Consider the following 20,717-nt stretch of genomic DNA (forward strand, 5'->3'; position numbering starts at 1 on the left):
GACGCGGCCTTCAGGCATTGCAGGGGCCGGCCGTGGCGCTGATCCCATCGACCCTGTCTTCGACCGGTGCCAAGTGGGTTCGCTCAAGCGCCGCGTGGGCTTGACCAAAGGCCCATGAGCAAAGCTCACAGGCCTTTGGCATTACGGGATGGGCGGGGCTCAGCGCCACGCGGGCCTCAGCCGCCTGCACGCCCCCGGCGGGGGCGCCCGGAGCGCGGAAGGACGCGACCCGGGGCCGGAATCGGCCGCCGGCTCAGCCCTCGATGCGGTCGAAATCGGCGATGGCGCGGGTGGCGGCGCGGATTTCGTCCAGCAGCTTCAAGCGGTTCTCGCGCAGGGCCGGGTCGGCGGCATTCACCGTCACCGCCTCGAAGAAGGCATCCACCGGGCCGCGCAGGTCCGACAGCGCGGTCATGGCGGCCTCGAAATCCTCGGCGGCGAGGGCGCTGGCCACATGGGCCTTCACATCCTCGATGGCGGCGGCCAGCTTCTCCTCGGCCTCCTCCTTGAGCAGGGCGGCGCTGGTGGGGCCGGTATAGGCGCGGGCGTCCTTCTTCTCCTCGATGCGCAGGATGTTCACGGCGCGGCGATAGCCGGCGAGCAGGGTCCGTCCGTCCTCGGTCTCCAGGAAGCGGGCCAGCGCCTTCATGCGGTTGACCAGCTGGAACAGGTCGTCCTGGCCGGGCAGGGCGAACACCGCGTCCACCAGGTCATGCCGCGCGCCGTTCTCGCGCAGGTACACCTTGAGGCGGTCGGCGAAGAAGGAGAGCAGGTCCAACGCTCGCTCATCGACCATATCGTCGCCGAAAGAAGACAGGCCGATGGCCGTTGATCCGCCAGCGACGCCTCGGCCAAGCTCATTAATTTTCTTCTGACGTTCTACCACGTCGGCCGTTAGCAGGGAGATATCAATCTTTTCGAACAGCGGCGACATCAGCCGCGCCAGCCGCAGCCGCAGCCCGTTTTCGAGCACGATGCGGATGATGCCCAGCGCCGCCCGGCGCAAAGCATAAGGGTCCTTCGAGCCCGTGGGCTTCTCGTCGATGGCCCAGAAGCCGACCAAGGTGTCGATCTTGTCGGCCAGCGCCACGGCGACGGAGACGGGGGCGGTGGGCACCCGGTCGCCCGGCCCCTGGGGCTTGTAATGTTCCTCGCAGGCGGCGGCGACCTCGGGGGCGAGGCCCTCTCCGGTGGCGTAGTAGCGGCCCATCAGGCCCTGCAACTCGGGGAACTCGCCCACCACCTCGGTGAGCAGGTCGGCCTTGGCGATCAGCGCCGCCTCTTCCGCCAGCGCCGGATCGGCGCCGACCTGGGGGGCGATCTCCTTGGCGAGGCGGGCGATGCGCGCGATGCGCGCGGCCTGGGTGCCCAGCTTCTCGTGGAAGGTGATGTGGGCGAACTTGGGCATCCGGCTTTCCAGGCCGTTGGCGCGGTCGGTGTCCCAGAAGAACTTGGCGTCCGACAGGCGGGCGCGGATGACCCGGCCGTTGCCGGCGACGATGGCGGCGCCGCCGTCGCTGGCCACCAGATTCGAGATCAGGATAAAGCGGTTGGCGAGGCGCCCGGTCTTGGGGTCCTTCAGCACGAAGCACTTCTGGTTGGCGCGGATGGTGGCGCGGATGACCTCGTCGGGAATGTCGAGGAAGCGCTCTTCGAATGCGCCCATCAGCACCACCGGCCATTCCACCAGCCCGCACACCTCCTCCAGCAGCCCCTCGTCCTCCACCAGCTCCAGCCCGGCGGCGAGCGCGAGGTCCTTGGCGTCGTTGAGGATGATGGCCTTGCGGCGGTCGCGGTCGGCGACCACGCTGGCGGCGTCGAGCTTGGCCATCCAGTCGTCCAGGCGCTTCACCGTGAACGGGGCGGGCGCCAGGAAGCGGTGGCCGTAGGTGACGTTGGAGGACGTGATGCCCTCCACCTCGAACCGCACCACCTCCGGCTCGTCGCCCTCCACGCCGAAGGTGCAGACGATGGCGTGCAGCGGCCGCACCCAGCGCAGGCTACCGGTGCCCCAGCGCATGGACTTCGGCCAGGGGAAGGCGCGGATGATGTCGGGGACGATCTCGGCGATCACCTCCGGCGTGGCGCGCCCCTTCTTCTCCACCACGGCGACATAGAAATCGCCTTTCTTGGGGTCGGACTGCACCTTGGCCTGCTCAATGGAGGCGAGCCCGGCGCTTTTCAGGAAGCCGGCCAGGGCGGCCTCGGGGGCGCCGACGCGGGGGCCCTTCTTCTCCTCCCGCTGGTCGGCCTGCTTGCCGGGCAGGCCGTGCACGGCGAGCGCCAGCCGGCGTGGCGTCACGAAGGCCTTGGCGCCTTCATAGACGAGCCCCCGGTCCACCAGCGCGTCGGTGACGAGCTTGCGCAGCGTGTCGGCCGCCTGGGCCTGCATGCGGGCGGGGATTTCCTCGGAGAAGAGCTCAAGCAGAAGATCGGGCATGGGACCGGACTCGTCCCCGGTGGCGGGGAGGCAGGCGCGCGGGCGCGCCGGGGTGAGGGTTCGGGCGTGTGCTAAAGGGTTTCGGCCACGCCGTCGAGGGGCGCGGCCTCAATCGAGCGGCCGGCCGGCGCGGTCGGGCAGGGTGAGCACCGCCAGCGTGGCCAGCGCCGCCGCGCCGATCAGGTAGGCCGCCGGCGCCATGGTGCTGCCGGTGGCGCTCACCAGCAGCACCGCCACCAGCGGCGCGGTGCCGCCGCCGATGCCGATGGCAAGGTTCCAGCTCAGCCCCACCGCGGTGCAGCGGATGCGGCGGGGGAACAGCTCCACCAGCGCCGCCGGCATGGCGCCGCCGGTGGCGATGAGCACCGAAAAGCCGATCTGCGCCCCCAGGGCGAGGGCGGGATCGCCGGAGCGCAGCAGCAGGAACAGCGGCCAGGAGAACAGGGCAAGGCCGAGGAAGCCGGCCCCCAGCACCCATTTGCGGCCGATCCGGTCGGACAGTGCCGCGAACGCCACCGCCAGCACCAGCACCACCAGCATGCTCAGGGTGTTGAGCTCCAGCGACAGGGCCGGGGTGAAGCCGTCCACCTGCTGCAGCCAGGTCGCGAGATAGACGAAGATGAGGTAATAGGAGACGCCGCCGACGAAGGTGAGGCAGGAGGCGCGCAGGATGTCGCGCCACGCGTCCCGGATCGCCGCCAGCAGCGGCAGTTCCGCGTCTGCCGCCTGCACCATGGGCGGTGGGGTGGGGGGGACGGTGCGCCGCAGCACCAGGGTGAAGCCGCCGAGCGCCAGTCCCAGCAGGAACGGCACCCGCCAGCCCCAGGCGTCGAGCTGGTCGGGGGTGAGCAGCCCGGCCGTCAGCGCACCCATGCCGGAGCCCACCAGGGTGCCGGCGTTGCAACCCACGGTGGCGAGGGCGGCGCAGGTGCCGCGCCAGTCCCGGGGCGCGCCTTCCGCCAGGAACACCGCCGAGGTCATGTATTCGCCGCCGATGGCGAGGCCCTGCAGCAGGCGCAGCGCCAGCAGCAGCACCGGCGCCATCACGCCGATGGCGGCATAGGTGGGCAGCAGGCCCACCAGCACGGTGGACACCGTCATGCAGGCTGCGGAGGTGATGAGCGCCGCCCGCCGTCCATGGCGATCGCCGATATGGCCGAACACGATGGAGCCCAGCGGCCGCATGAGGAAGGACGCGGCGAACACGCCGAACACCGAGAGCAGGGCGGCGGTGGGGCTGGAATTGGGGAAGAAGTTCCGCGCGAACACGCTGGCCAGGAAGCCGTAGACCGCGAAATCGTACCATTCCAGCAGGTTGCCCATGGCCCCGGCGGCCATGGCGCGGGGCGGCAGACGCGCCGGCGCGGCGCCGGCCTCGAACCGGAGATCGGACGCGGCGTCGGTGGCGCTCATGGCGGGGGCTCCCGGCGGGGTGGCTAGGCGGGGTGGCTAGGCGGCCCCGCCGCCGGCGGTCTTCAGCCAGGCGGCGCCGCAGGCCTTGGCCAGCTCGCGCACGCGCAGGATGTAGCTCTGCCGCTCGGTGACCGAGATCACGCCGCGCGCGTCGAGCAGGTTGAAGACGTGGGAGGCCTTGATGCACTGGTCGTAGGCCGGCAGCGCCATCAGGTGCTTCTCGCCGGCATCGCCGGCGGCCAGGTACTTGGTGCAGGCGCCCTCGGCCATGCGGAACTGTTCCAGCAGCATGTCGGTGTCGGCATGCTCGAAATTGTGCCGCGAATATTCCTGCTCGGCCTGGAGGAAGACATCGCCGTAGGTGGTCTTCTCCGCGCCCTCGCGGCCGTTGAAGTTGAGGTCGTAGACGTTCTCGACCCCCTGCACGTACATGGCCAGGCGCTCCAGCCCATAGGTGAGCTCGCCCGCCACCGGCGCGCACTCGAAGCCGGCCACCTGCTGGAAATAGGTGAATTGCGAGACTTCCATGCCGTCGCACCAGCACTCCCAGCCCAGGCCCCAGGCGCCGAGCGTCGGGCTCTCCCAATCGTCCTCCACGAACCGCACGTCGTGCAGGTGAAGATCGATGCCGATGGCCTCCAGCGACTTCAGGTACAGATCCTGGAGATTGGGCGGCGACGGCTTCAGGATCACCTGGAACTGGTAATAATGCTGCAGCCGGTTGGGGTTCTCGCCATAGCGCCCGTCCTTGGGGCGGCGCGAGGGCTGCACATAGGCCGCCTTCCAGGGCTTGGGGCCGAGGGCGCGCAGGGTGGTGGCGGGGTGGAAGGTGCCGGCCCCCACCTCCATGTCGTAGGGCTGGAGGATCACGCAGCCCTGGTCCGCCCAGAAGCGCTGAAGGGTCAGCAGCAGGGCCTGGAAGGAGCGGTCGGGCCGCATATGGGGCGGAAGGGCGGGATCGATCATCAAGGGCTCGCGAGACATCGGGCCAGCCGGCGCGGAACCGGAAGGGGCCCACCGCGCCGCTGCGCCGGCGGACACTAGTTTTTCGTTCCGGCGAGATCAAGGGAACGCGATCAAGGGAAGCGTGATCGCCGGCGGGTGCGACGGCCGGCGGAACGCAAGAGCCCCGGCGCGCGGGCCGGGGCTCGAGGGGCGGGCGCGGGGGGTCAGCCGCGCGAGCGGGCGCGGATCATGAAGTCGTCATAGGTGAACTCGACGATCTGCCACCACAGGTAGCCATTGTTGCGGAACACCTTCACGTCGTCCCAGATCTTCTTGAACTCGGGGTTCTTGGCCGAGATTTCGTCATAAAGGGCGTTGGCTGCCTTGTAGGCCGCCTCCAGCACGTCGGTGGGGTAGCGGCGCAGCTGGGTGCCGGCCTTCACCAGGCTCTGGATGGCGATCGGGTTCTTGGCGTCGTAACTGGCCAGCATGCTCTCGTTGGCGCGGGCGCAGGCGGCGGTCAGCGCCGCGCGATAGCCCTTCGGCAGCTTGTCCAGCTCTTCCAGGTTGAAGAAGAAGTTGAGGGCAGCACAGCCTTCCCACCAGCCGGGATAATAATAATACTGCGCCACCTTGTAGAGGCCGAGGCGCTCGTCATCATACGGGCCGACCCATTCGGCGGCGTCGATGGTGCCCTTTTCCAGCGCCGGGTAGATGTCGCCGCCGGCGAGCTGCTGGGGCACCACGCCGAGCTTGGCCATCACCTGCCCGCCCATGCCGGCGATGCGCATCTTGAGGCCCTGAAGGTCGGCCACCGACTTGATTTCCTTGCGGAACCAGCCGCCCATCTGGCCGCCGGTGTTGCCGCCCGGCAGCATGGAGACGCCGTACTTCTTGTAGAAGTCGTTCAACAGGGTGAGGCCGTTGCCGTACAGGAACCAGGCATTGGTCTGCCGGGTGTTGAGCGAGAACGGAATGGCGGTGCCGAGGCCGAAGGTGGGGTCCTTGCCCACGTAATAATAGGAGGCCGAGTGGCACATCTCGACGGTCTTGTTCTGGGTGGCGTCGAGCGCCTGCAGGCCGGGCACGATCTCGCCGGCCGCGAACACCTGGATCTGGAACTTGCCGTCGGTGGCTTCGGAGACGGTCTTCGCCATCAGCTCGGCGGCGCCATAGATGGTGTCGAGGGACTTGGGGAAGGACGAGGTGCAGCGCCACTTTATCTCCGGCGCCGACTGGGCGATGGCGGGCATGGCGACGGCGGTGGAGGCGGCGACACCCGCGCCGGCGGCGGTCAGGAAATCTCGGCGTTTCATGCGGGCAACTCCCTAGGACGTCTTGCGCGACGCGCCTTTATCGCCCGGGGCGAAGCGGCGTCATTGCTCTATCTAGAGCCGCCGTCTTCCAAGGGAAAGCATGTTTGCACTGCAAAAATGACGCCGACGTTCCTAAAAGAACGTCGGCGTCACATGATGCGACATAAAATTACGAAGCCTATTCGATGACGATGCGCGGCGCCGCCTTGGCGCCGCCGTCCGCCCGTTCGAGAGCCGCCTTCACCCCGGCCGCCACATGACGATAGGCGGCGGCGTGCGCGCCGTCCGGGTCGCTCACCACCACCGGCAGGCCGGCGTCGGACATCTCGCGGATGCGCATGTGCAGGGGGATTTCGCCCAGGAACGGCACCCCCAGCTTGTCGGCCTCGGCATGGGCGCCGCCGTGGCCGAAGATGTCGGAGCGTCCGCCGCAGTGGGGGCAGGTGAAATAGGCCATGTTCTCGACCACGCCGAGGATCGGCACGTTCACCTTCTCGAACATGGCGACGCCGCGCCGGGCGTCGATGAGGGCCATGTCCTGGGGGGTGGAGACGATGACCGCGCCGGCGAGGTTCACGTTCTGCGCCATGGTGAGCTGGGCGTCGCCGGTGCCGGGGGGCATGTCCACCACCAGCACGTCGAGCGGGCCCCATTTCACGTCGCGCAGCATCTGGGTGATGGCGCTCATCACCATCGGCCCGCGCCAGATCATCGGCGTCTCTTCATCCACCAGGAACCCGATGGACATCAGCTGCAGGCCGAAATTCTCCAGCGGAATGATGCGCTTGCCGTCCTCCATCTCGGGCTTCTGGCTGAGGCCGGCGAGCCGCGGAAGGGACGGGCCGTAGATGTCGGCATCCAAGAGGCCCACCTTGAGGCCGAGATCGCGCAGGCCCAGGGCGAGGTTGATGGAGGTGGTGGACTTGCCCACTCCGCCCTTGCCCGAGGCCACGGCGATGATCGACTTGACGCCCGGCACGGCGGTGCCCTTGGCGGGGGCCGGGGCGTGGGCGTGTCCATGGCCGGCTCCCGCGCCTTGAGGCGGCTTGGCGGCGGGTGCTGCTGCGGCGCGCTCGGCGGTGAGGGCGACCAGGGCGGAGGCGACGCCCGGCAGGCCGGACACGATCTTTTCCGCAGCGGCGCGCACATCCTCCCACGCCCGCACCTGGGCCGGGTCCACAGTGATGGACAGATAGACCTTGCCGGAGGTCACCACCACGCCCGACAGGGCGGGCGACGCAGACAGGGCCACGCCCTCGGGGGTCTTCACCTGCTTCAGGGCCGCGCGCACGGCGTCTTCGGTCACTGCGGCATCGGCCACGCCAGTCTCGGCCATCTCGTCTCTCCCGCGCCCGGCCCCGGCGGCGGCGCCCGGGAGCAGGGCGCGCAACGCATGGGCGGCACTCTGGAACCAATCGAATGGACTCTTGCTTCGCACGACGGAACCTTTCTGCAAAGCCTCACTCATGAGCACTGCCTACGCAAGCAGCAAATTTCGTGCCCAACCTTCGTTCAATGGTGAAGTATTGCATGCGCATGCGGCGGAAGGGTGGAAATCCTGTCCTCAGCAGGCCTCCGCCGGGGCGTGAAGGGCGCGGTCGATGTCGGCTTTCAGCTCGGGAAGCAGTTCCTGTTCGAAGAAGGGGTGGCGTTTCAGCCAGCCGGTGTTGCGCCAGGAGGGGTGCGGCAGGGGATAGAGGATCACCGGCCGGTCCAGCCGCGCCCCCGCCGCCCGCACCGCGCGCCAGGCGGCGACCGTCTGCGTCAGGCCCTCGCCCGCGTGCGCGGCAAGGCCGAGCCGCCGCAGGTGATAGGCCTGGGCCGGCCGGCCCACCGCCAGCACCAGGGCGAACCGCGGCAGGGCGGCGAACAGGGCGTCGTGCCAGGTGGCGGCGCATTCGCGGCGCGGCGGCAGGTCGGCGCCCTTGGCGTCCTGGCCGGGAAAGCAGAAGCCCATGGGCGCGATGGCGATGCGCGAGGCATCGTAGAAGGTGCTGGCGTCGATGCCCATCCAGGCCCGCAGGCGGTCCCCGGAGGCATCGGTGAAGGGCCGCCCGCTTTCATGCACCCGGGTGCCGGGGGCCTGGCTCGCCACCAGGATGCGCGCGGTGGCGGACACCTGCAGCACCGGCCGGGGGGCATGGGGCAGCGGCGCGCCGCGCGGCGCCTCCACGCACACCCGGCAGGCGCGGATGGCGGCGAGCAGGGCATCCAAGGCGGTCTCAGACATCGAGCACGAGGCCATCCTCGGCGAGCAGGAAGGCCGACGCGTCCACCGCGCCGCGCCGCGCCAGCATCGCCTCGCCCATGTGGGTGAGCAGGATGCGCCCGGCGGCGAAGCTGGTGCGCCGCGCCTCCAGGGTGCGATAGGCGAGATGGCCCACCGGCTCCCCCTCGAACGCCGAGCATTCGCAGATGAAGAGGTCGGCACCATGGGCGATGGGCCCGAGCGCCTCGGTCCACTGGGTGTCGCCGGAAAAGGCCAGGGTGCGCGCGCCGTCGGTAAGGCGCACGGCGGTGGCCGGCGCTCCGGACGGGTGCACCACCTCGGTGGTGGCGAGGCTGAGGCCGCCGAGGGCGGTGGTGGCGCCGGGCGCGGGCTCCAGCACCTGCCAGTCGAACCGCCACGGGGTGCGGCCCATGCCGGGGAACAGGGTCTCCATCAGCGTGTCGAGCCGGGCCCGGGTGCCGGGCGGGCCGACGATGGTGAGCGGCCGGCTGCGGGGGCGGGCGAACTGGCCGTCCAGCAGCAGGGTGGGCAGGCCGCCGAAGTGGTCGCCGTGCAGGTGGCTGAGGATCACCGCGTCGATGCGGCTGGCGTCGATGCCGAGCCGGTTCAGCGCCACCGGGGTGCTGGCGCCGAAATCCAGCGTCAGCAGGGTGTCGCCGGCCTCCACCAGATAGCAGGAATTGCCGCGTCCGCCGGAGCCGAACGCATCGCCGCAGCCCACCACCGTCAGTCGCATGGCCTCAGGCCTTCAGGCTGGGGCGCTGGGAGAGCAGGTCGCGCCAGCGCAGGATGTGGGTGAGGCGCTCCGGCACCTCGGTGCGGATGGCGCGCATGAAGTCGACGGTGACGATGGCGGTGATGTCGGCCACGGTGAAGCGGTCGCCGGCCACATAGGCGCGCTCCGCCAGCTCTTCGTTCAGGAATTCGAGGAAGGCGATGACCTTGGGCCGGTTGGCCTCGCCCCAGGCCGGCACCTGCGGCACCTCCATGGCGGCCATGGCCGGGTTGAGGTGGCGCAGCACAGTGGCCACCGGCAGGAACAGCTCCAGTTCGATCCGGCGCTGCCACATCTCCACCAGGGCTTGCTCCACGGGGCTCCGGCCGAACAGGTTGGGCTCGGGCTGGAGCGCCTCGAAATAGCGGCAGATGGCGATGGTTTCACAGATCACGGTGCCGTCGTCCAGCACCAGGGCCGGCACCCGCTGGCGCGGGTTGAGCCGGGTGAAGGCCTGCGACTTGTGCTCCAGCTTGCCGATATCCACCGGCACCAGCGGCACCGCGATGCCCTTTTCCGCAAGGAAGACGCGGACCCGGCGCGGGTTGGGCGCGCGGCCTGAATCATAGAGCTGCATGGTGTGGCGTCTCCTCTCTTTAGCTTGCACAGACCATGGCCCGCCGCCCGGCGCAAGCCGGGACGCGCGGCCGCCAACGCGGCCTAGGGCGTGGCCCCATAAATTTGCGCGTCTGAGCGTATCGTGATTCAAGCTCCCGAACTGGGAGCCTGACAGATGCGCCGCCACGAGCTGACCGACGAGGAATGGGCGATCATCTCGCCGCTGCTGCCGAACAAGGTGCGCGGCGTGGCGCGGGTGGATGACCGCCGAGTGATCAACGGCATCCTCTGGCGCTTTCGGACCGGTGCGCCGTGGCGGGATGTGCCGGAGCGCTATGGACCACGTACAACCCTCTACAACCGTTTCGTGCGCTGGCGGGCCGCGGGGGTCTGGGACAAGTTGCTGGAAGCGGTCTCGGCCGCCTATGACGGGGACATCGTCATGATCGACAGCTCCTGCGTTCGCGTTCACCAGCACGGCGCCGCGATCAAAAAGGGGGCGATGACGATCGTTGCATGGGACGCTCCCGGGGTGGACTGACTACGAAAATCCACGCCTTGGTCGATGCGGAGGGCCGTCCGATTCACCTCCTGCTCACCGCAGGGCAGGCCGGCGACGCACCGGCGGGGCGCGAACTCCTGGCCCGGCTCGCACCCGGCGGCATCCTCCTCGCCGACAAGGCCTATGACACGGACGCCATCCGCACTGAAGCGGCGGAACGCGGCGCCTTTGCCAATGTGCCGCCACGTGTCATCCGAAAGCGAACCTTCGCCTTCAGCCCTTGGCTCTACCGCCAGAGAAACCAAATCGAGCGCTTCTTCAACCGCATCAAGCAGATGCGCGGCCTCGCCACGCGCTACGATCGCCGTCCGGACAACTTCCTCGCGGCCCTCAAGCTCGCTGCCGTCCGAATCTGGATCAATGCGTTATGAGTCCGCTGCCTAGTCGGCGCGCGGGTGGGCGGCGCGATAGTCCCGCGGTGCCTGGAACCGCCCCGCCCACATGCCGCGCCGGGCGGCGCGGGCCTCGGCCTCCGCCGCAGTGTAGCCGCGCCGGCCATAGGCCACGGCCAGCCCCTGGCGAACCAGTTCCTCGGCGATGTCGACACCGCCCACGGTGCAGCGCGCCAGCGCCCGGCCATAGGCATCCTCGCCGCTGGCGGAGCAGAACACGTCGCCGCGCTGCACCAGCTCGGCCAGAGCGAAGCGGGCCGTCTTGCCGCAGGGCCAGGCGGCGCCGTCGCGCTCGCAGCTCTGGGCCAGCTCCGGCGCGTCCAGGCCCTCGAGGCGGATGCGCCGCCCCCGCAGCAGCAGGGTGTCGCCATCCACCACCGTGGCGGCGCCGGCATACACCTCCTTGCGCTGCATCCATTCGGCCAGCCAGCCGAGGGCGAGAACCAAGGCGAAGGCGACGACCACGTCGAGAATGCGCATGGCGATGACGCCCCCCTTGAACGCCCGGCCGCTTGAACGCCGACCCCCTCGACGCCGACCCCCTCGACGCCGACCCTCGCGAACGTGCGAGCCCCCTCGGACGCGCGGGCCGTCGCCGCCGGGACGGTAGGCAGTTGACGGGAGAGCCTGAACGGGAGAGCGTTAACGCTTCGTTGACCGCCGGCCGGCGGCGCGGCGAAACAACCGGTCCTAAGAACCAATCCTAAGAACCAATCCAGGCGGAGCCCGGCCTTTTCCGGCCCGCCGGCGCCACAGGGAGCGCCACAGGGGCGCATACGGCTCGCATCATGCATGGTTCCGCTCCGCCCCCGGTGACGGACCCGCCGCTTCCCGCACGCGGGCGCGGCGTCGGTTCGCGCCGCGCCGCCGCGCGCGTGGCGGCGGTGGGCGCGCTGGGGCTGGCGGCGGGGGCGTTCGCCCTCGGCGGCGGCGCCGTGCCGGCGGGCGCGGCGGTGGTCCTCGGCCTCGGCGCGGCGGGCGCCTGGCAGGTTCTGCGGCTGCGCCGCGAGCGGGTGAGCCTGGAGGCGCGCCTCGCCGCCGCCGAGGCGGCCCGCGCCCGGGCCGAGGCCGAGAGCCGCGCCAAGTCGCGCTTCCTGGCCGAGATGAGCCACGAGCTGCGCACGCCGCTCAACACGGTGATGGGCTTTTCCGAGATGATGGCGGACGAGGTGCTGGGCCCGCATCGGGTGGCGGCCTATGGCGGCTACGCCCGCGACATTCTCGCTTCCGGCCGTCACCTGCTGGCGCTGGCCGACGATCTGCTCGACCTCGCCCGGATCGAGAGCGGCCATCGCCTGCTGCTGGAAACCCCGGTGCACCTCGACCGCCTGGGCCAGGACTGCCTCTCCATGCTGCGTCCGGATGCCGCGGCGCATCGCCTCACCCTGGGCCAGGAGACGCGGGGGCCGGCGGGGCTGTGGGGGGATGAGCGGGCGGTGCGGCAGATGGCCCTCAACCTGCTCGCCAACGCGGTGAAGTTCACGCCCGCCGGCGGCGAGGTGCGGTTCGTGGCCGGCGTGGACGAGTGCGGCGCCCCGTTCATGGCGGTGGAGGACACCGGCCAGGGCCTGAGCGAGCGCGAGCTGCCGCTGGACGATGCCCGCCATCGCGAGAGCCGGCTCGATGTGAAGAGCGGGCGGGGGGCGGGCCTGGGCCTCGCCATCGTCCGCGCGCTGGCGGCGCTACATGGCGGCGAGCTGAGCCTGACGCGCCGCAGCGGCGGTGGCACCAGCGCCCGCGTCCATTTTCCCAAGAGCCGGGCTCTGACCGTCCCGGGCACGGCTTGACCGTTCCGGCGCCTCCCCTCAGGCGGAGCCGGCGTCGCGCCATTCCTCCTGGACGGAAGCGTCCGCCTCCCCCGGCCGGTGGCGGGCGGCGAGGCGCGCGAACGCGGCCGGCGGCAGCAGCCGCGCCAGCGCCCACGCCGCCGCCCCGCGCACCAGGGGCGAGGCGTCGCCCAGCCGCCGCTCGGCCGCCGGGGCGAGCGCCGGGTCGCCGCCGTTGCCGATGGCGATCAGCACGTTGCGCAGGAAGCGGTCGCGCCCGATCCGCTTGATCGGGCTCCTGGGGAAGCGGGCGCGGAAGGCGGCGTCGTCCAGTTCCACCAGCTCGGCGAGGGGCGGGGCGGCGTTTTCCGCCCGCGCGGCCAGCTTCGCCTCGCGCCCTGCGACGGCGAACTTGTTCCAGGGGCAGGCGGCCAGGCAATCGTCGCAGCCATAGACGCGATTGCCGATGAGCGGGCGCAGCGGGCGCGGGACCGGCCCCTTCAGCTCGATGGTGAGATAGGAGACGCAACGCCGCGCGTCGATCTGGTAGGGGGCGGGGAAGGCCGCCGTCGGGCAGGCCTCCAGGCAGGCGCGGCAGGAGCCGCAGCGGTCGGCGGCGGGCGGATCGAACGGCAGTTCCAGGGTGGTGGCGATGGCGCCGAGGAACAGCCAGGAGCCGAAGTCGCGCGACACCAGGTTGGTGTGCTTGCCCGCCCAGCCGAGGCCGGCGGCGGCGGCCAGCGGCTTTTCCATCAGCGGGGCGGTGTCCACGAACACCTTCACGTCGCCGCTCCCGGCGGCGGCCAGCAGGGCGCGCGCGACCCGCTTGAGTTTCGGCTTGATGACCTCGTGGTAATCCTCGCCCCGCGCATAGACCGAGAGGGCGCCGACGGCGCGGTCGGCGAGGGCGGCGCGGGGATCGTCCTGCGGCCCGTAGTTGAGGCCGAGCATCACCACCGCCCGCAGGTCCGGCCACAGCACGCGCGGATCGGCCCGGCGCGCCAGGGTCTCGGCCATCCAGCCCATGTCGCCATGGGCGCTGGCTTCCACCCATTGGGCGAGGCGGGCGCCGGCGGGCAGGCCGGCGCTGGGATCGGCGACGCCGATGGCGTCGAACCCCTCGGCGCGGGCGAGATCGGCGAGCCGCGCCTTCAGCGCGGCCGGTGTCGGCGGCTGCTTCAGAAGTCCAGGTCCGCGTAGGTCTTGGAGGGCGGCATGCCGGGGATGCTCTCGTTGAGCAGGGCGCGGAAGGTCGGGCGTGACTTGATGCGCGCGTACCAGTCGCGGGCGTGCTCGTCCTCGTCCCACGGGACGTCGCCCAGATAGTCGGCCACCGAGAGATGCGCCGCCGCCGCGAGATCCGCCTGGGTCAGCTTTTCGCCGGCCAGCCATTTGCGGGCGCGGGCGAGCCAGCCGATGTATTTCAGGTGATAGCGCAGGTTGGAGCGGGCCATGCGCAGCGCCGTGGCGTCGGGCGCGCCGCCGCCCTGGTCGCGGTTCATGTAGCGCTTGTGGATGCGCTCGCGCACCAGCGGCTCGGTGGATTCCACGAACATCTTCTCGTGGAACCAGACGGTGAGACGGCGCACCTCCACCCGCTCGCCGGGATTCTCCGGCAACAGGCGGTGGCTGCCCAGGGCGAGACCGCGCGTTTCGTCGAGATATTCGGCGATGATGCCGGCGCCCGGCACCGAGGGAATTTGCTCTTCCACGATCACCGGCGTCTCGCCGGCGGGATTCAAGGCCAGGAAGCCGGGTCGCCGGTCCCACACCCGCTCTTCCACGAGCTCCGGTTCCAGCCCGTACTCGGCGAGCAGCAGGCGAACGAAGCGGGAATGGGGGCAGAACGGATGATGGTGCAGATACATGAGGCTTTTTCGCCGGGGCGTTCGAGCGCTCAGCGCTCACCCGGCCCGTTCATGTTTAGTGACGGAATCTTTCCGATTGGTTCCAATCGGTGCGATGCACACTGCCCGGCCGCAGGCGGGGATCGGATGCGGCCGCGCATCGTGGACGGAACGCCATGCAGGCCGCCGCCGCGTGCTTTCGCCCTCCGGTCTAAGGCGGCCGGCGCCGCGCCGCAAGGCCTTGTGCCGCATGGCCTTGCGGCAGCGTTCCCCGGTGTGGTCGGCGATTACCGGCGATGCGCGCGCGGCGTGTAACGGCCCGGGCGCGCGTCGAAACGCAGCATGCGCCGCCGCTGCGTCAGCGGGTGGCGCGGCGCCCGATTGCACCTTATAGCCAGCGCGCGGGCGCAGGCGCGTCCGCGCCTCGAACCTCCGGTGCCGCGCGGGCGCGTGATCTCGACGCGACGACGGCATCGAGACGTGGCATTAAGGGCTGCGCGGCCAGGATGGGGCGCCCGGCCGAGCCGCGCGCCCGTCCGTCTCCTCTCCTTCGGATCCTCCCGACATGACCCTCGGCGATATGTTTGAAGCCCTCGTGCTCGGCCTTGTGGAGGGGCTGACCGAGTTCATTCCCGTGTCCTCGACCGCCCATATCCTGCTGCTCGGCCACTTCCTGGGCTTCGAGAGCACCGGGCGCACGTTCGAGGTGCTGATCCAGCTCGGCGCGGTGCTGGCCATCCTCACTGTCTATTTCGAGCGTTTCCTGCGGGTGGCCCGGCAATTGCCGACCAATCCGGGGGCGCGGCGGTTCGTCATCGGCGTGGTGGTCGCCTTCCTGCCGGCGGCGGTGATCGGCGCCCTTGCGCACGGCTTCATCAAGAGCGTGCTGTTCGAGACGCCGGCGCTCATCTGCGCGGCGCTCATCTTCGGCGGCGTGGTGCTGCTGTTCATCGACAAGGTGGTGCCGGAGCCGCGCTACAACAACGCCATGGGCCTGCCGCTGTCGGTGGCGCTGAAGATCGGCTTCTGGCAGTGCCTGGCCATGATCCCCGGCATGTCGCGCTCGGGCTCGACCATCGTCGGCGCCATGCTGATGGGCGTGGACAAGCGCGCGGCGGCGGAATTCTCCTTTTTCCTCGCCCTGCCCACCATGCTCGGTGCCTTCAGCTACGATCTCTACAAGAACCGCAATGCGCTGTCCTTCGACGACGGGCTGCTCATCGCCATCGGCTTCGTGGCGGCGTTCTGCGCGGCGGTGATGGTGGTGCGCTCGCTGCTCGATTTCGTCTCCCGCCACGGCTACAGGCCGTTCGGCTGGTGGCGCATCGCCGTCGGCGTGGCCGGGCTGATCGGGCTGGCCCTGGTGGGCTGAACGCCGGCCGCTCCGGCTCGCCGGGTCCGGTTCCGGCCGGCCTCGCGGCCTGGGCGTCAGGCCGGCTCCACCTTCAGGATGGCGCCGTCCGCGGCCACCACCTGCACCTTGGTGCCGGAGGCGGTGTCGGGGCCGACCACGCGCCAGACCGTATCGTCGATGCGCACCCGGCCCACGCCGCCGGTGATCGGCTCCTCCAGCGTGAACACCCGGCCCACGAAGCCCTGTGCCCGCCGGTTCAGGAACGGCCGGTCGGAGGCCTTGGCGGCGCCGGGCGAGACCCTGCGCCCCACCAGCACCGCCGCCACCGCCAGCGCCGCGAACGCCAGCACCTGCGCCTGCCAGGACAGCTCCACCACGAACGTGACGGCGCCGGTGGCCAGGGCGGCCAGCCCCAGCCACAGCAGGAAGGCGCCGGGCGCGGCGATCTCGGCCACCAGCAGCACGCCGCCGAGCACGAACCAGAGCCATGCGCCGAGGCCGGCCAGCCCGAGATCGGTCAAGAGGCTCATGGCGCCCTCACGCCGCGGGGCCGGTGGGGCGGGGCCGGCGCGGCGGCGGCGCGGACGGCTCGTCCCTGGCGAAGGCGCTGCGGGTCAACTCGCCGATGCCGGCCAGGGAGGAGAGGAGCGCGGTGGCCTCGAACGGCACCATCACCACCTTCTGGTTGGGGGCGCCGGCCAGGGTCTCGAACGCCTTCACGTACTTCTCGGCGATATAATAGTTGAGCGCCGCCGGATCGCCGGTCGCCACCGCCGCCGACAGCATCTGGGTGGCGCGGGCATCCGCCTCGGCCAGCCGCTCGCGGGCCTCGGCGTCGCGGAAGGCGGCCTCGCGCCGGCCCTCCGCCTGCAGGATCTGGCCCTGCTTCTGGCCTTCCGCCTTCAGGATTTCCGATTGGCGCTGGCCCTCGGCCTCCAGGATGGAGGCGCGCTTCTCGCGCTCCGCCTTCATCTGCCGGGCCATGGCGTTCACCAGGTCGGCCGGGGGCACGATGTCCTTGATCTCGATGCGGTTGATCTTGACGCCCCAGGGCGCGGCGGCGGCATCCACCACCTTCAGCAGCCGCTCGTTGATCTCGTCGCGGTGGGACAGCAGCTGGTCGAGGTCCATGGAGCCCATGACGGTGCGGATGTTGGTCATGGTCAGGGCCAGGATGGCGGTGTCCAGGTGCGCCACCTCGTAGGAGGCGCGGGCGGCGTCGAACACCTGGAAGAAGGTCACCCCGTCCACCGAGACGGTGGCGTTGTCCTTGGTGATCACCTCCTGGGTGGGCACGTCCAGCACCTGCTCCATCACGTTCACCTTGTTGCCGATGCGGTCGATGAACGGGACGATGAGGTTGAGGCCGGGCGACAGGGTCTTGGTGTAGCGGCGGAAGCGCTCCACGGTGAATTCGTAGCCCTGCGGCACCGTCTTCACGCCCGAGAACACGACCGCGATGGCCAGCACCAGCAGCACGATCACGAAGAGGTTGGGGCCGATCTGGATCATGTCGTCTCCTGCTGGCCGTCCGGACGTCGCGCCCCGGGGCACGCTGCCGGTGCGTGAGGGGCGTTCCGGCCCGCGCAGTAGGGCATGGCCCCGGCGCGCCCGCAAGGGTGGCGGAACGAAGCGCGATTTCACGGAGCGACGCGATTCGCGCGTGCTTTGTTCACCCCTTGGCGCATTCCTGGCGCGGCCCGGCCCGCAGCCTTGTCCCGGACCGGGACCGGCGGGGCGCGCGGCGGCGGGCGTGCGCCGGATCGCAGCCGGCGATGGGCTGTGGCCTGGTGATCGCTCCTGCCCGTGTCGTGCGGAATCGGCCGTCCCCAGCAACCATTCAGGGGAGAGGCGACAGCGGAGGGGACCCCTGCTCCCACACGGGCTCCATACCCTCGGGGGGAGGGGCTCCGGTCCGCTCCATCACTCTCTCGCAGCTTCAACGGACGGCGGCTTGTGGGCGCAGACTTGCAGGCGCCGAACCGCCGCGTGCCCACTTGTGCGCCCCCACCTGAGCGCCCCCACCTGCGCGCCCCCACTTGCGGGCGCCGGTGTGCGGGCTGGTTCGTGGGACGGCGCGGGCCGGGCTCAGTCGGGCGTCACCGCGAAGCGCAGCAGGAGGGTGCGCTGGAGGACGCTGAAATTGTCGTCGGAGACCAGCGTCAGCAAGGTCTCGCCGGCGGCGCCGGTGGTCACCGCCAGCCCTTCCATATTGTCGATCTCATAGCCGCTGTCGAAGCTGCCGAGCACGCTGCCGGTGAGGGTGGCGCCCGGCTTCACCGCGGCCAGCGGGAACCGGCGGATCTGCATCATCACTCCGGTGGCCAGGGAGAAGTGGCGCTCCAGCAGGTACAGGAAGCCGTCGGCGCCGATGCCGGCATCGGTGGCGTTGAAGGGGCCGCTCTTGGTGATGGTGAAGCGCCCCGGGCTCGGTCCGCCGATGATGAAGCCGGGCAGGTCCGCGCCGGCGCTCGCCCCCTCCTCGCCGACGCCGATGAGCGCGCCCTTCAGCGGTCCCGACGGTACATAGGCCAGGCTTTCCAGGCCGAGATTGTAGCGCAGGTCGCGGATGGCGGGGGCCGGCACGCGGGTGCCCGGCTGCCCCAGGGGAGCGCCCCGCTCGGGGTCGAGCGGATAGCGCCAGATCTCGTTGACGCTTTCCATGCCCACATAGACCACGTCCGGCGCCACGGTGAGGGATTCGCTGTCGCCGCGCCCGCGCTGGGCCTGGAGCTGCCCGTCCTCGTCCTTGAGCGCCGCCGCGGTCACCGCCGACAGGCCGACCGGCCGGTCGCCGTCCACATCGAGCCGGCCAGAGAGGAACACGCCGGCGTCGGTCACCGCCAGGAAGCGGTCGTCGGCGCCCAGGGTGAAGCCGGAGATGCCGCCGAACGCGGGGTAGGTTGATTTCAACACCAGCCCGCCGCGAAAGCTGAGCGCGCCGAAACGGACGGCGTCCTCGTTCACCTTGAAGCGGGTGATGGGGGTGGCGGTGACGGCGAACGCCTCCGGCTGCTCGGGCAGGGTGGTGGGCTTGGAACTGGCGGTGGACACCACCACCGCCGCGCCGATCGCCAGCGCCAGCAGCCCCGCCGCCACGCCGGCCACGAGCCGCCCCATCCGCCTTGCGGCCGGTGCGCGCGCCATCAGTGCCCCCGCCGGCCGCGCGCCGGGGCGCCGGCCTTCTCGGCGAACAGCTCCGCCAGCTTCTCGGTCATCACCCCGCCCAGCTCCTCGGCATCGACGATGGTGACGGCGCGCTTGTAGTAGCGCGTCACGTCATGGCCGATGCCGATGGCGATCAGTTCCACCGGCGAGCGGGTCTCGATCTCGGTGATGACGTGGCGCAGGTGGCGCTCCAGGTAGTTGCCCGGGTTCACCGAGAGGGTGGAGTCGTCCACCGGCGCCCCGTCGGAGATCATCATCAGGATGCGGCGCGCCTCGGGACGGGCGAGCAGGCGCTTGTGGGCCCAGTCCAGGGCCTCGCCGTCGATGTTCTCCTTCAGCAGCCCCTCGCGCATCATCAGGCCGAGATTGCGCCGCGACCGCCGCCAGGGCGCGTCGGCCGCCTTGTAGATGATGTGGCGCAGGTCGTTGAGGCGGCCGGGGGCCGCCGGCTTGCTGGCTGCCAGCCACGCCTCGCGGGACTGGCCGCCCTTCCAGGCCTTGGTGGTGAAGCCCAGCACCTCCACCTTCACCCCGCACCGCTCCAGGGTGCGGGCCAGGATGTCGGCGCAGGTGGCGGCGACGGTGATGGGGCGCCCGCGCATGGAGCCGGAATTGTCGATGATCAGCGTCACCACCGTGTCGCGGAAGTCGGTGTCGCGCTCGCGCTTGAAGGACAGGGCCGCGGTGGGGTCGGTGACGACGCGGGAGAGCCGCGCCGGGTCGAGCACCCCTTCCTCCAGGTCGAACTCCCAGGCCCGGTTCTGCTGCGCCAGCAGGCGCCGCTGCAGCCGGTTGGCCAGCCGCGCCACCACTCCCTGGAGATGGGAGAGCTGCTTGTCGAGATAGGTGCGCAGCCGGGTCAGCTCCTCCGGGTCGCAGAGGTCCTCGGCGTGCACTTCCTCATCGAACTTGGTGGTGAAGGCGTGGTATTCCGGTCCGCGATTGTCATGGGTCACCGGCGGGCGGGGCTGCCAGGGTTCGGCGGCCTCGTCGCTCTCGCCGGGCTCGGCGCCGTCGGGCAGGTCGTCGGGGGGGCCGGCCTCGGCGTCCACCTCGCCGAGCGGCAGTTCCTCTTCGGACAGCATGGCGTCGGCCTCGGAGGCGCCCTGCTGGCTTTCGTCCTGCTTGGACTGGCCCTGCTCGGCGCCTTCCTCCTCGGCGCCACCCTGGTTGTCCTCGTCGTCGTCCTCGTTCTCGGTGTCGAGGCTCGAGTCCTCGCCCATGTCCAGCGATGACAGGAGGTGGCGGGCGATCTCGCCAAACCGCTTCTGGTTGTCGATGCTCTCGATCAGGCGGGCCAGGTCCTTGCCCGCGCGGGCTTCCACATGCGGGCGCCAGAGGTCCACCAGCCGCTGCGCCGCGCGGGGCGGGGCCTCGCCGGTGAGCCGCTCGCGCACCAGCAGGGCGAGGGCGTCCTCGATCGGCGCTTCCGACCGCTCGGTGATGTCGGCGGCGTTGGCGCGGTGGTAGCGGTCCTGGAGCATGGCCGTGATGTTGCTCCGGGTGCCCGGCATGCGGTTGGAGCCGATGGCTTCGACCCGGGCCTGCTCCACCGCCTCGAAGATGGCGCGGGCGGTGTCTCCGGTGGGCTGCAGCTTGCGATGCAGATTGGGGTTGTGGCAGGCGAGCTTCAGCGCCAGCGCATCGGCCTGGCCGCGCACGATGGCGGCGTCATGGGCGGTGAAGCGGCGCGGCGGCTCCGGCAGGCGCGCCCGGCCGGGGGCGACGGCGGGGCGTTCCGACGAAAAGGTCACCTCCAGCTCGCCGACCCCGGCGATGGCCTTGAAGCAGCCGGTCACCGCCCGCTTGAAGGGCTCGACGGACGCCTCCGCGGGCGTCTTTCCGGGGGGGCGGTTGGTGGGGGCCATGGTCGGGCTCTTTCTCGGCTCGGGTCACGCGGCGGACGGCGGGCGGGCGCGGCCCGGTGCGGGCGATGGGGTGCGGGCCGCGG

General features: G+C 70.8%; 17 protein-coding genes and 1 pseudogene. 3 read left to right on the top strand and 15 right to left on the bottom strand.

Going from position 1 to position 20,717, the window contains the following annotated elements; translation table 11 throughout:
* Positions 1–253: 253 nt before the first annotated feature.
* From glyS to V5F53_RS18325, 8 genes are all read right to left on the bottom strand, one after another.
* The gene (gene glyS / locus V5F53_RS18290; RefSeq protein ID WP_393995969.1) at positions 254–2,440 is read right to left on the bottom strand and encodes a glycine--tRNA ligase subunit beta; all 2,187 of its coding nucleotides are present in this window, start codon (positions 2,438–2,440) and stop codon (positions 254–256) included.
* 108 nt (positions 2,441–2,548) lie between these two features.
* Positions 2,549–3,853, bottom strand: coding sequence for an MFS transporter (locus tag V5F53_RS18295; RefSeq protein ID WP_393995968.1), 1,305 nt, complete (start codon positions 3,851–3,853; stop codon positions 2,549–2,551).
* Between the two features lie 36 nt (positions 3,854–3,889).
* Positions 3,890–4,819, bottom strand: coding sequence for a glycine--tRNA ligase subunit alpha (locus V5F53_RS18300; protein ID WP_393995967.1), 930 nt, complete (start codon positions 4,817–4,819; stop codon positions 3,890–3,892).
* Between the two features lie 203 nt (positions 4,820–5,022).
* Positions 5,023–6,114 (bottom strand): TRAP transporter substrate-binding protein, encoded by a 1,092-nt coding sequence (locus tag V5F53_RS18305; protein ID WP_393995966.1) that lies wholly within the window; start codon positions 6,112–6,114, stop codon positions 5,023–5,025.
* Positions 6,115–6,292: 178 nt separating this feature from the next.
* Positions 6,293–7,450: an Mrp/NBP35 family ATP-binding protein gene (locus V5F53_RS18310; RefSeq protein ID WP_393995965.1), complete on the bottom strand. Its 1,158-nt coding sequence runs from the start codon at positions 7,448–7,450 to the stop codon at positions 6,293–6,295.
* Positions 7,451–7,678: 228 nt separating this feature from the next.
* Complete coding sequence (locus tag V5F53_RS18315; protein WP_393995964.1) at positions 7,679–8,344, bottom strand: uracil-DNA glycosylase family protein; 666 nt, start codon at positions 8,342–8,344, stop codon at positions 7,679–7,681.
* Positions 8,337–9,080, bottom strand: a complete 744-nt coding sequence (locus V5F53_RS18320; protein ID WP_393995963.1) for an MBL fold metallo-hydrolase — start codon at positions 9,078–9,080, stop codon at positions 8,337–8,339. Before V5F53_RS18320 ends, V5F53_RS18315 begins: the two co-directional genes overlap by 8 nt.
* Positions 9,081–9,084: 4 nt before the next feature.
* Complete coding sequence (locus V5F53_RS18325; protein WP_393995962.1) at positions 9,085–9,696, bottom strand: glutathione S-transferase family protein; 612 nt, start codon at positions 9,694–9,696, stop codon at positions 9,085–9,087.
* A 156-nt stretch (positions 9,697–9,852) separates the two neighbouring features.
* Here V5F53_RS18325 and V5F53_RS18330 point away from each other — a divergent pair.
* A pseudogene (locus V5F53_RS18330) lies at positions 9,853–10,610 on the top strand (IS5 family transposase).
* 9 nt (positions 10,611–10,619) lie between these two features.
* On the opposite strand, the gene V5F53_RS18335 reads toward V5F53_RS18330, so the two are convergent.
* The gene (locus tag V5F53_RS18335) at positions 10,620–11,111 is read right to left on the bottom strand and encodes a thermonuclease family protein (RefSeq protein WP_393998467.1); all 492 of its coding nucleotides are present in this window, start codon (positions 11,109–11,111) and stop codon (positions 10,620–10,622) included.
* A 308-nt stretch (positions 11,112–11,419) separates the two neighbouring features.
* On the opposite strand from V5F53_RS18335, the gene V5F53_RS18340 reads away from it, so the two are divergent.
* On the top strand, positions 11,420–12,418 hold the full coding sequence (locus tag V5F53_RS18340) for a sensor histidine kinase (protein WP_393998468.1): 999 nt from the start codon (positions 11,420–11,422) through the stop codon (positions 12,416–12,418).
* An 18-nt stretch (positions 12,419–12,436) separates the two neighbouring features.
* On the opposite strand, the gene queG is transcribed toward V5F53_RS18340, so the two are convergent.
* Positions 12,437–13,579: a tRNA epoxyqueuosine(34) reductase QueG gene (queG, locus tag V5F53_RS18345; RefSeq protein WP_393998521.1), complete on the bottom strand. Its 1,143-nt coding sequence runs from the start codon at positions 13,577–13,579 to the stop codon at positions 12,437–12,439.
* Positions 13,576–14,265 (bottom strand): glutathione S-transferase family protein, encoded by a 690-nt coding sequence (locus V5F53_RS18350; RefSeq protein ID WP_393998469.1) that lies wholly within the window; start codon positions 14,263–14,265, stop codon positions 13,576–13,578. Before V5F53_RS18350 ends, queG begins: the two co-directional genes overlap by 4 nt.
* A gap of 544 nt (positions 14,266–14,809) precedes the next feature.
* Between V5F53_RS18350 and V5F53_RS18355 the strand changes: the two genes are divergently transcribed.
* Complete coding sequence (locus tag V5F53_RS18355; protein ID WP_393998470.1) at positions 14,810–15,616, top strand: undecaprenyl-diphosphate phosphatase; 807 nt, start codon at positions 14,810–14,812, stop codon at positions 15,614–15,616.
* A gap of 56 nt (positions 15,617–15,672) precedes the next feature.
* Here V5F53_RS18355 and V5F53_RS18360 read toward each other — a convergent pair whose 3' ends face one another.
* The 4 genes from V5F53_RS18360 to cobT all read right to left on the bottom strand — a co-directional run bounded on the left by V5F53_RS18360 (position 15,673) and on the right by cobT (position 20,634).
* Entirely contained in the window at positions 15,673–16,128 is a 456-nt protein-coding gene (locus tag V5F53_RS18360; protein WP_393998471.1) for an NfeD family protein, read from the bottom strand.
* A 7-nt stretch (positions 16,129–16,135) separates the two neighbouring features.
* A complete protein-coding gene (locus tag V5F53_RS18365; RefSeq protein ID WP_393998472.1) occupies positions 16,136–17,110 on the bottom strand; it encodes an SPFH domain-containing protein in 975 nt (324 codons plus the stop codon).
* A 576-nt stretch (positions 17,111–17,686) separates the two neighbouring features.
* Positions 17,687–18,745 (bottom strand): esterase-like activity of phytase family protein, encoded by a 1,059-nt coding sequence (locus V5F53_RS18370; RefSeq protein ID WP_393998473.1) that lies wholly within the window; start codon positions 18,743–18,745, stop codon positions 17,687–17,689.
* Positions 18,745–20,634: a cobaltochelatase subunit CobT gene (gene cobT / locus V5F53_RS18375; RefSeq protein WP_393998474.1), complete on the bottom strand. Its 1,890-nt coding sequence runs from the start codon at positions 20,632–20,634 to the stop codon at positions 18,745–18,747. The genes V5F53_RS18370 and cobT overlap by 1 nt, the downstream gene beginning before the upstream one ends.
* Positions 20,635–20,717 lie beyond the last annotated feature (83 nt).

The sequence above is a fragment of the Xanthobacter cornucopiae genome (assembly GCF_043195065.2).
GTDB lineage: Bacteria > Pseudomonadota > Alphaproteobacteria > Rhizobiales > Xanthobacteraceae > Xanthobacter.

Coding starts and splice junctions, on each gene's coding strand:
- glyS (WP_393995969.1), bottom strand. CDS start 2,440: ATGCCCGATCTTCTGCTTGAGCTCTTCTCCGAGGAAATCCCCGCCCGC.
- V5F53_RS18295 (WP_393995968.1), bottom strand. CDS start 3,853: ATGAGCGCCACCGACGCCGCGTCCGATCTCCGGTTCGAGGCCGGCGCC.
- V5F53_RS18300 (WP_393995967.1), bottom strand. CDS start 4,819: ATGATCGATCCCGCCCTTCCGCCCCATATGCGGCCCGACCGCTCCTTC.
- V5F53_RS18305 (WP_393995966.1), bottom strand. CDS start 6,114: ATGAAACGCCGAGATTTCCTGACCGCCGCCGGCGCGGGTGTCGCCGCC.
- V5F53_RS18310 (WP_393995965.1), bottom strand. CDS start 7,450: ATGGCCGAGACTGGCGTGGCCGATGCCGCAGTGACCGAAGACGCCGTG.
- V5F53_RS18315 (WP_393995964.1), bottom strand. CDS start 8,344: ATGTCTGAGACCGCCTTGGATGCCCTGCTCGCCGCCATCCGCGCCTGC.
- V5F53_RS18320 (WP_393995963.1), bottom strand. CDS start 9,080: ATGCGACTGACGGTGGTGGGCTGCGGCGATGCGTTCGGCTCCGGCGGA.
- V5F53_RS18325 (WP_393995962.1), bottom strand. CDS start 9,696: ATGCAGCTCTATGATTCAGGCCGCGCGCCCAACCCGCGCCGGGTCCGC.
- V5F53_RS18335 (WP_393998467.1), bottom strand. CDS start 11,111: ATGCGCATTCTCGACGTGGTCGTCGCCTTCGCCTTGGTTCTCGCCCTC.
- V5F53_RS18340 (WP_393998468.1), top strand. CDS start 11,420: ATGCATGGTTCCGCTCCGCCCCCGGTGACGGACCCGCCGCTTCCCGCA.
- V5F53_RS18350 (WP_393998469.1), bottom strand. CDS start 14,265: ATGTATCTGCACCATCATCCGTTCTGCCCCCATTCCCGCTTCGTTCGC.
- V5F53_RS18355 (WP_393998470.1), top strand. CDS start 14,810: ATGACCCTCGGCGATATGTTTGAAGCCCTCGTGCTCGGCCTTGTGGAG.
- V5F53_RS18360 (WP_393998471.1), bottom strand. CDS start 16,128: ATGAGCCTCTTGACCGATCTCGGGCTGGCCGGCCTCGGCGCATGGCTC.
- V5F53_RS18365 (WP_393998472.1), bottom strand. CDS start 17,110: ATGATCCAGATCGGCCCCAACCTCTTCGTGATCGTGCTGCTGGTGCTG.
- V5F53_RS18370 (WP_393998473.1), bottom strand. CDS start 18,745: ATGGCGCGCGCACCGGCCGCAAGGCGGATGGGGCGGCTCGTGGCCGGC.
- cobT (WP_393998474.1), bottom strand. CDS start 20,634: ATGGCCCCCACCAACCGCCCCCCCGGAAAGACGCCCGCGGAGGCGTCC.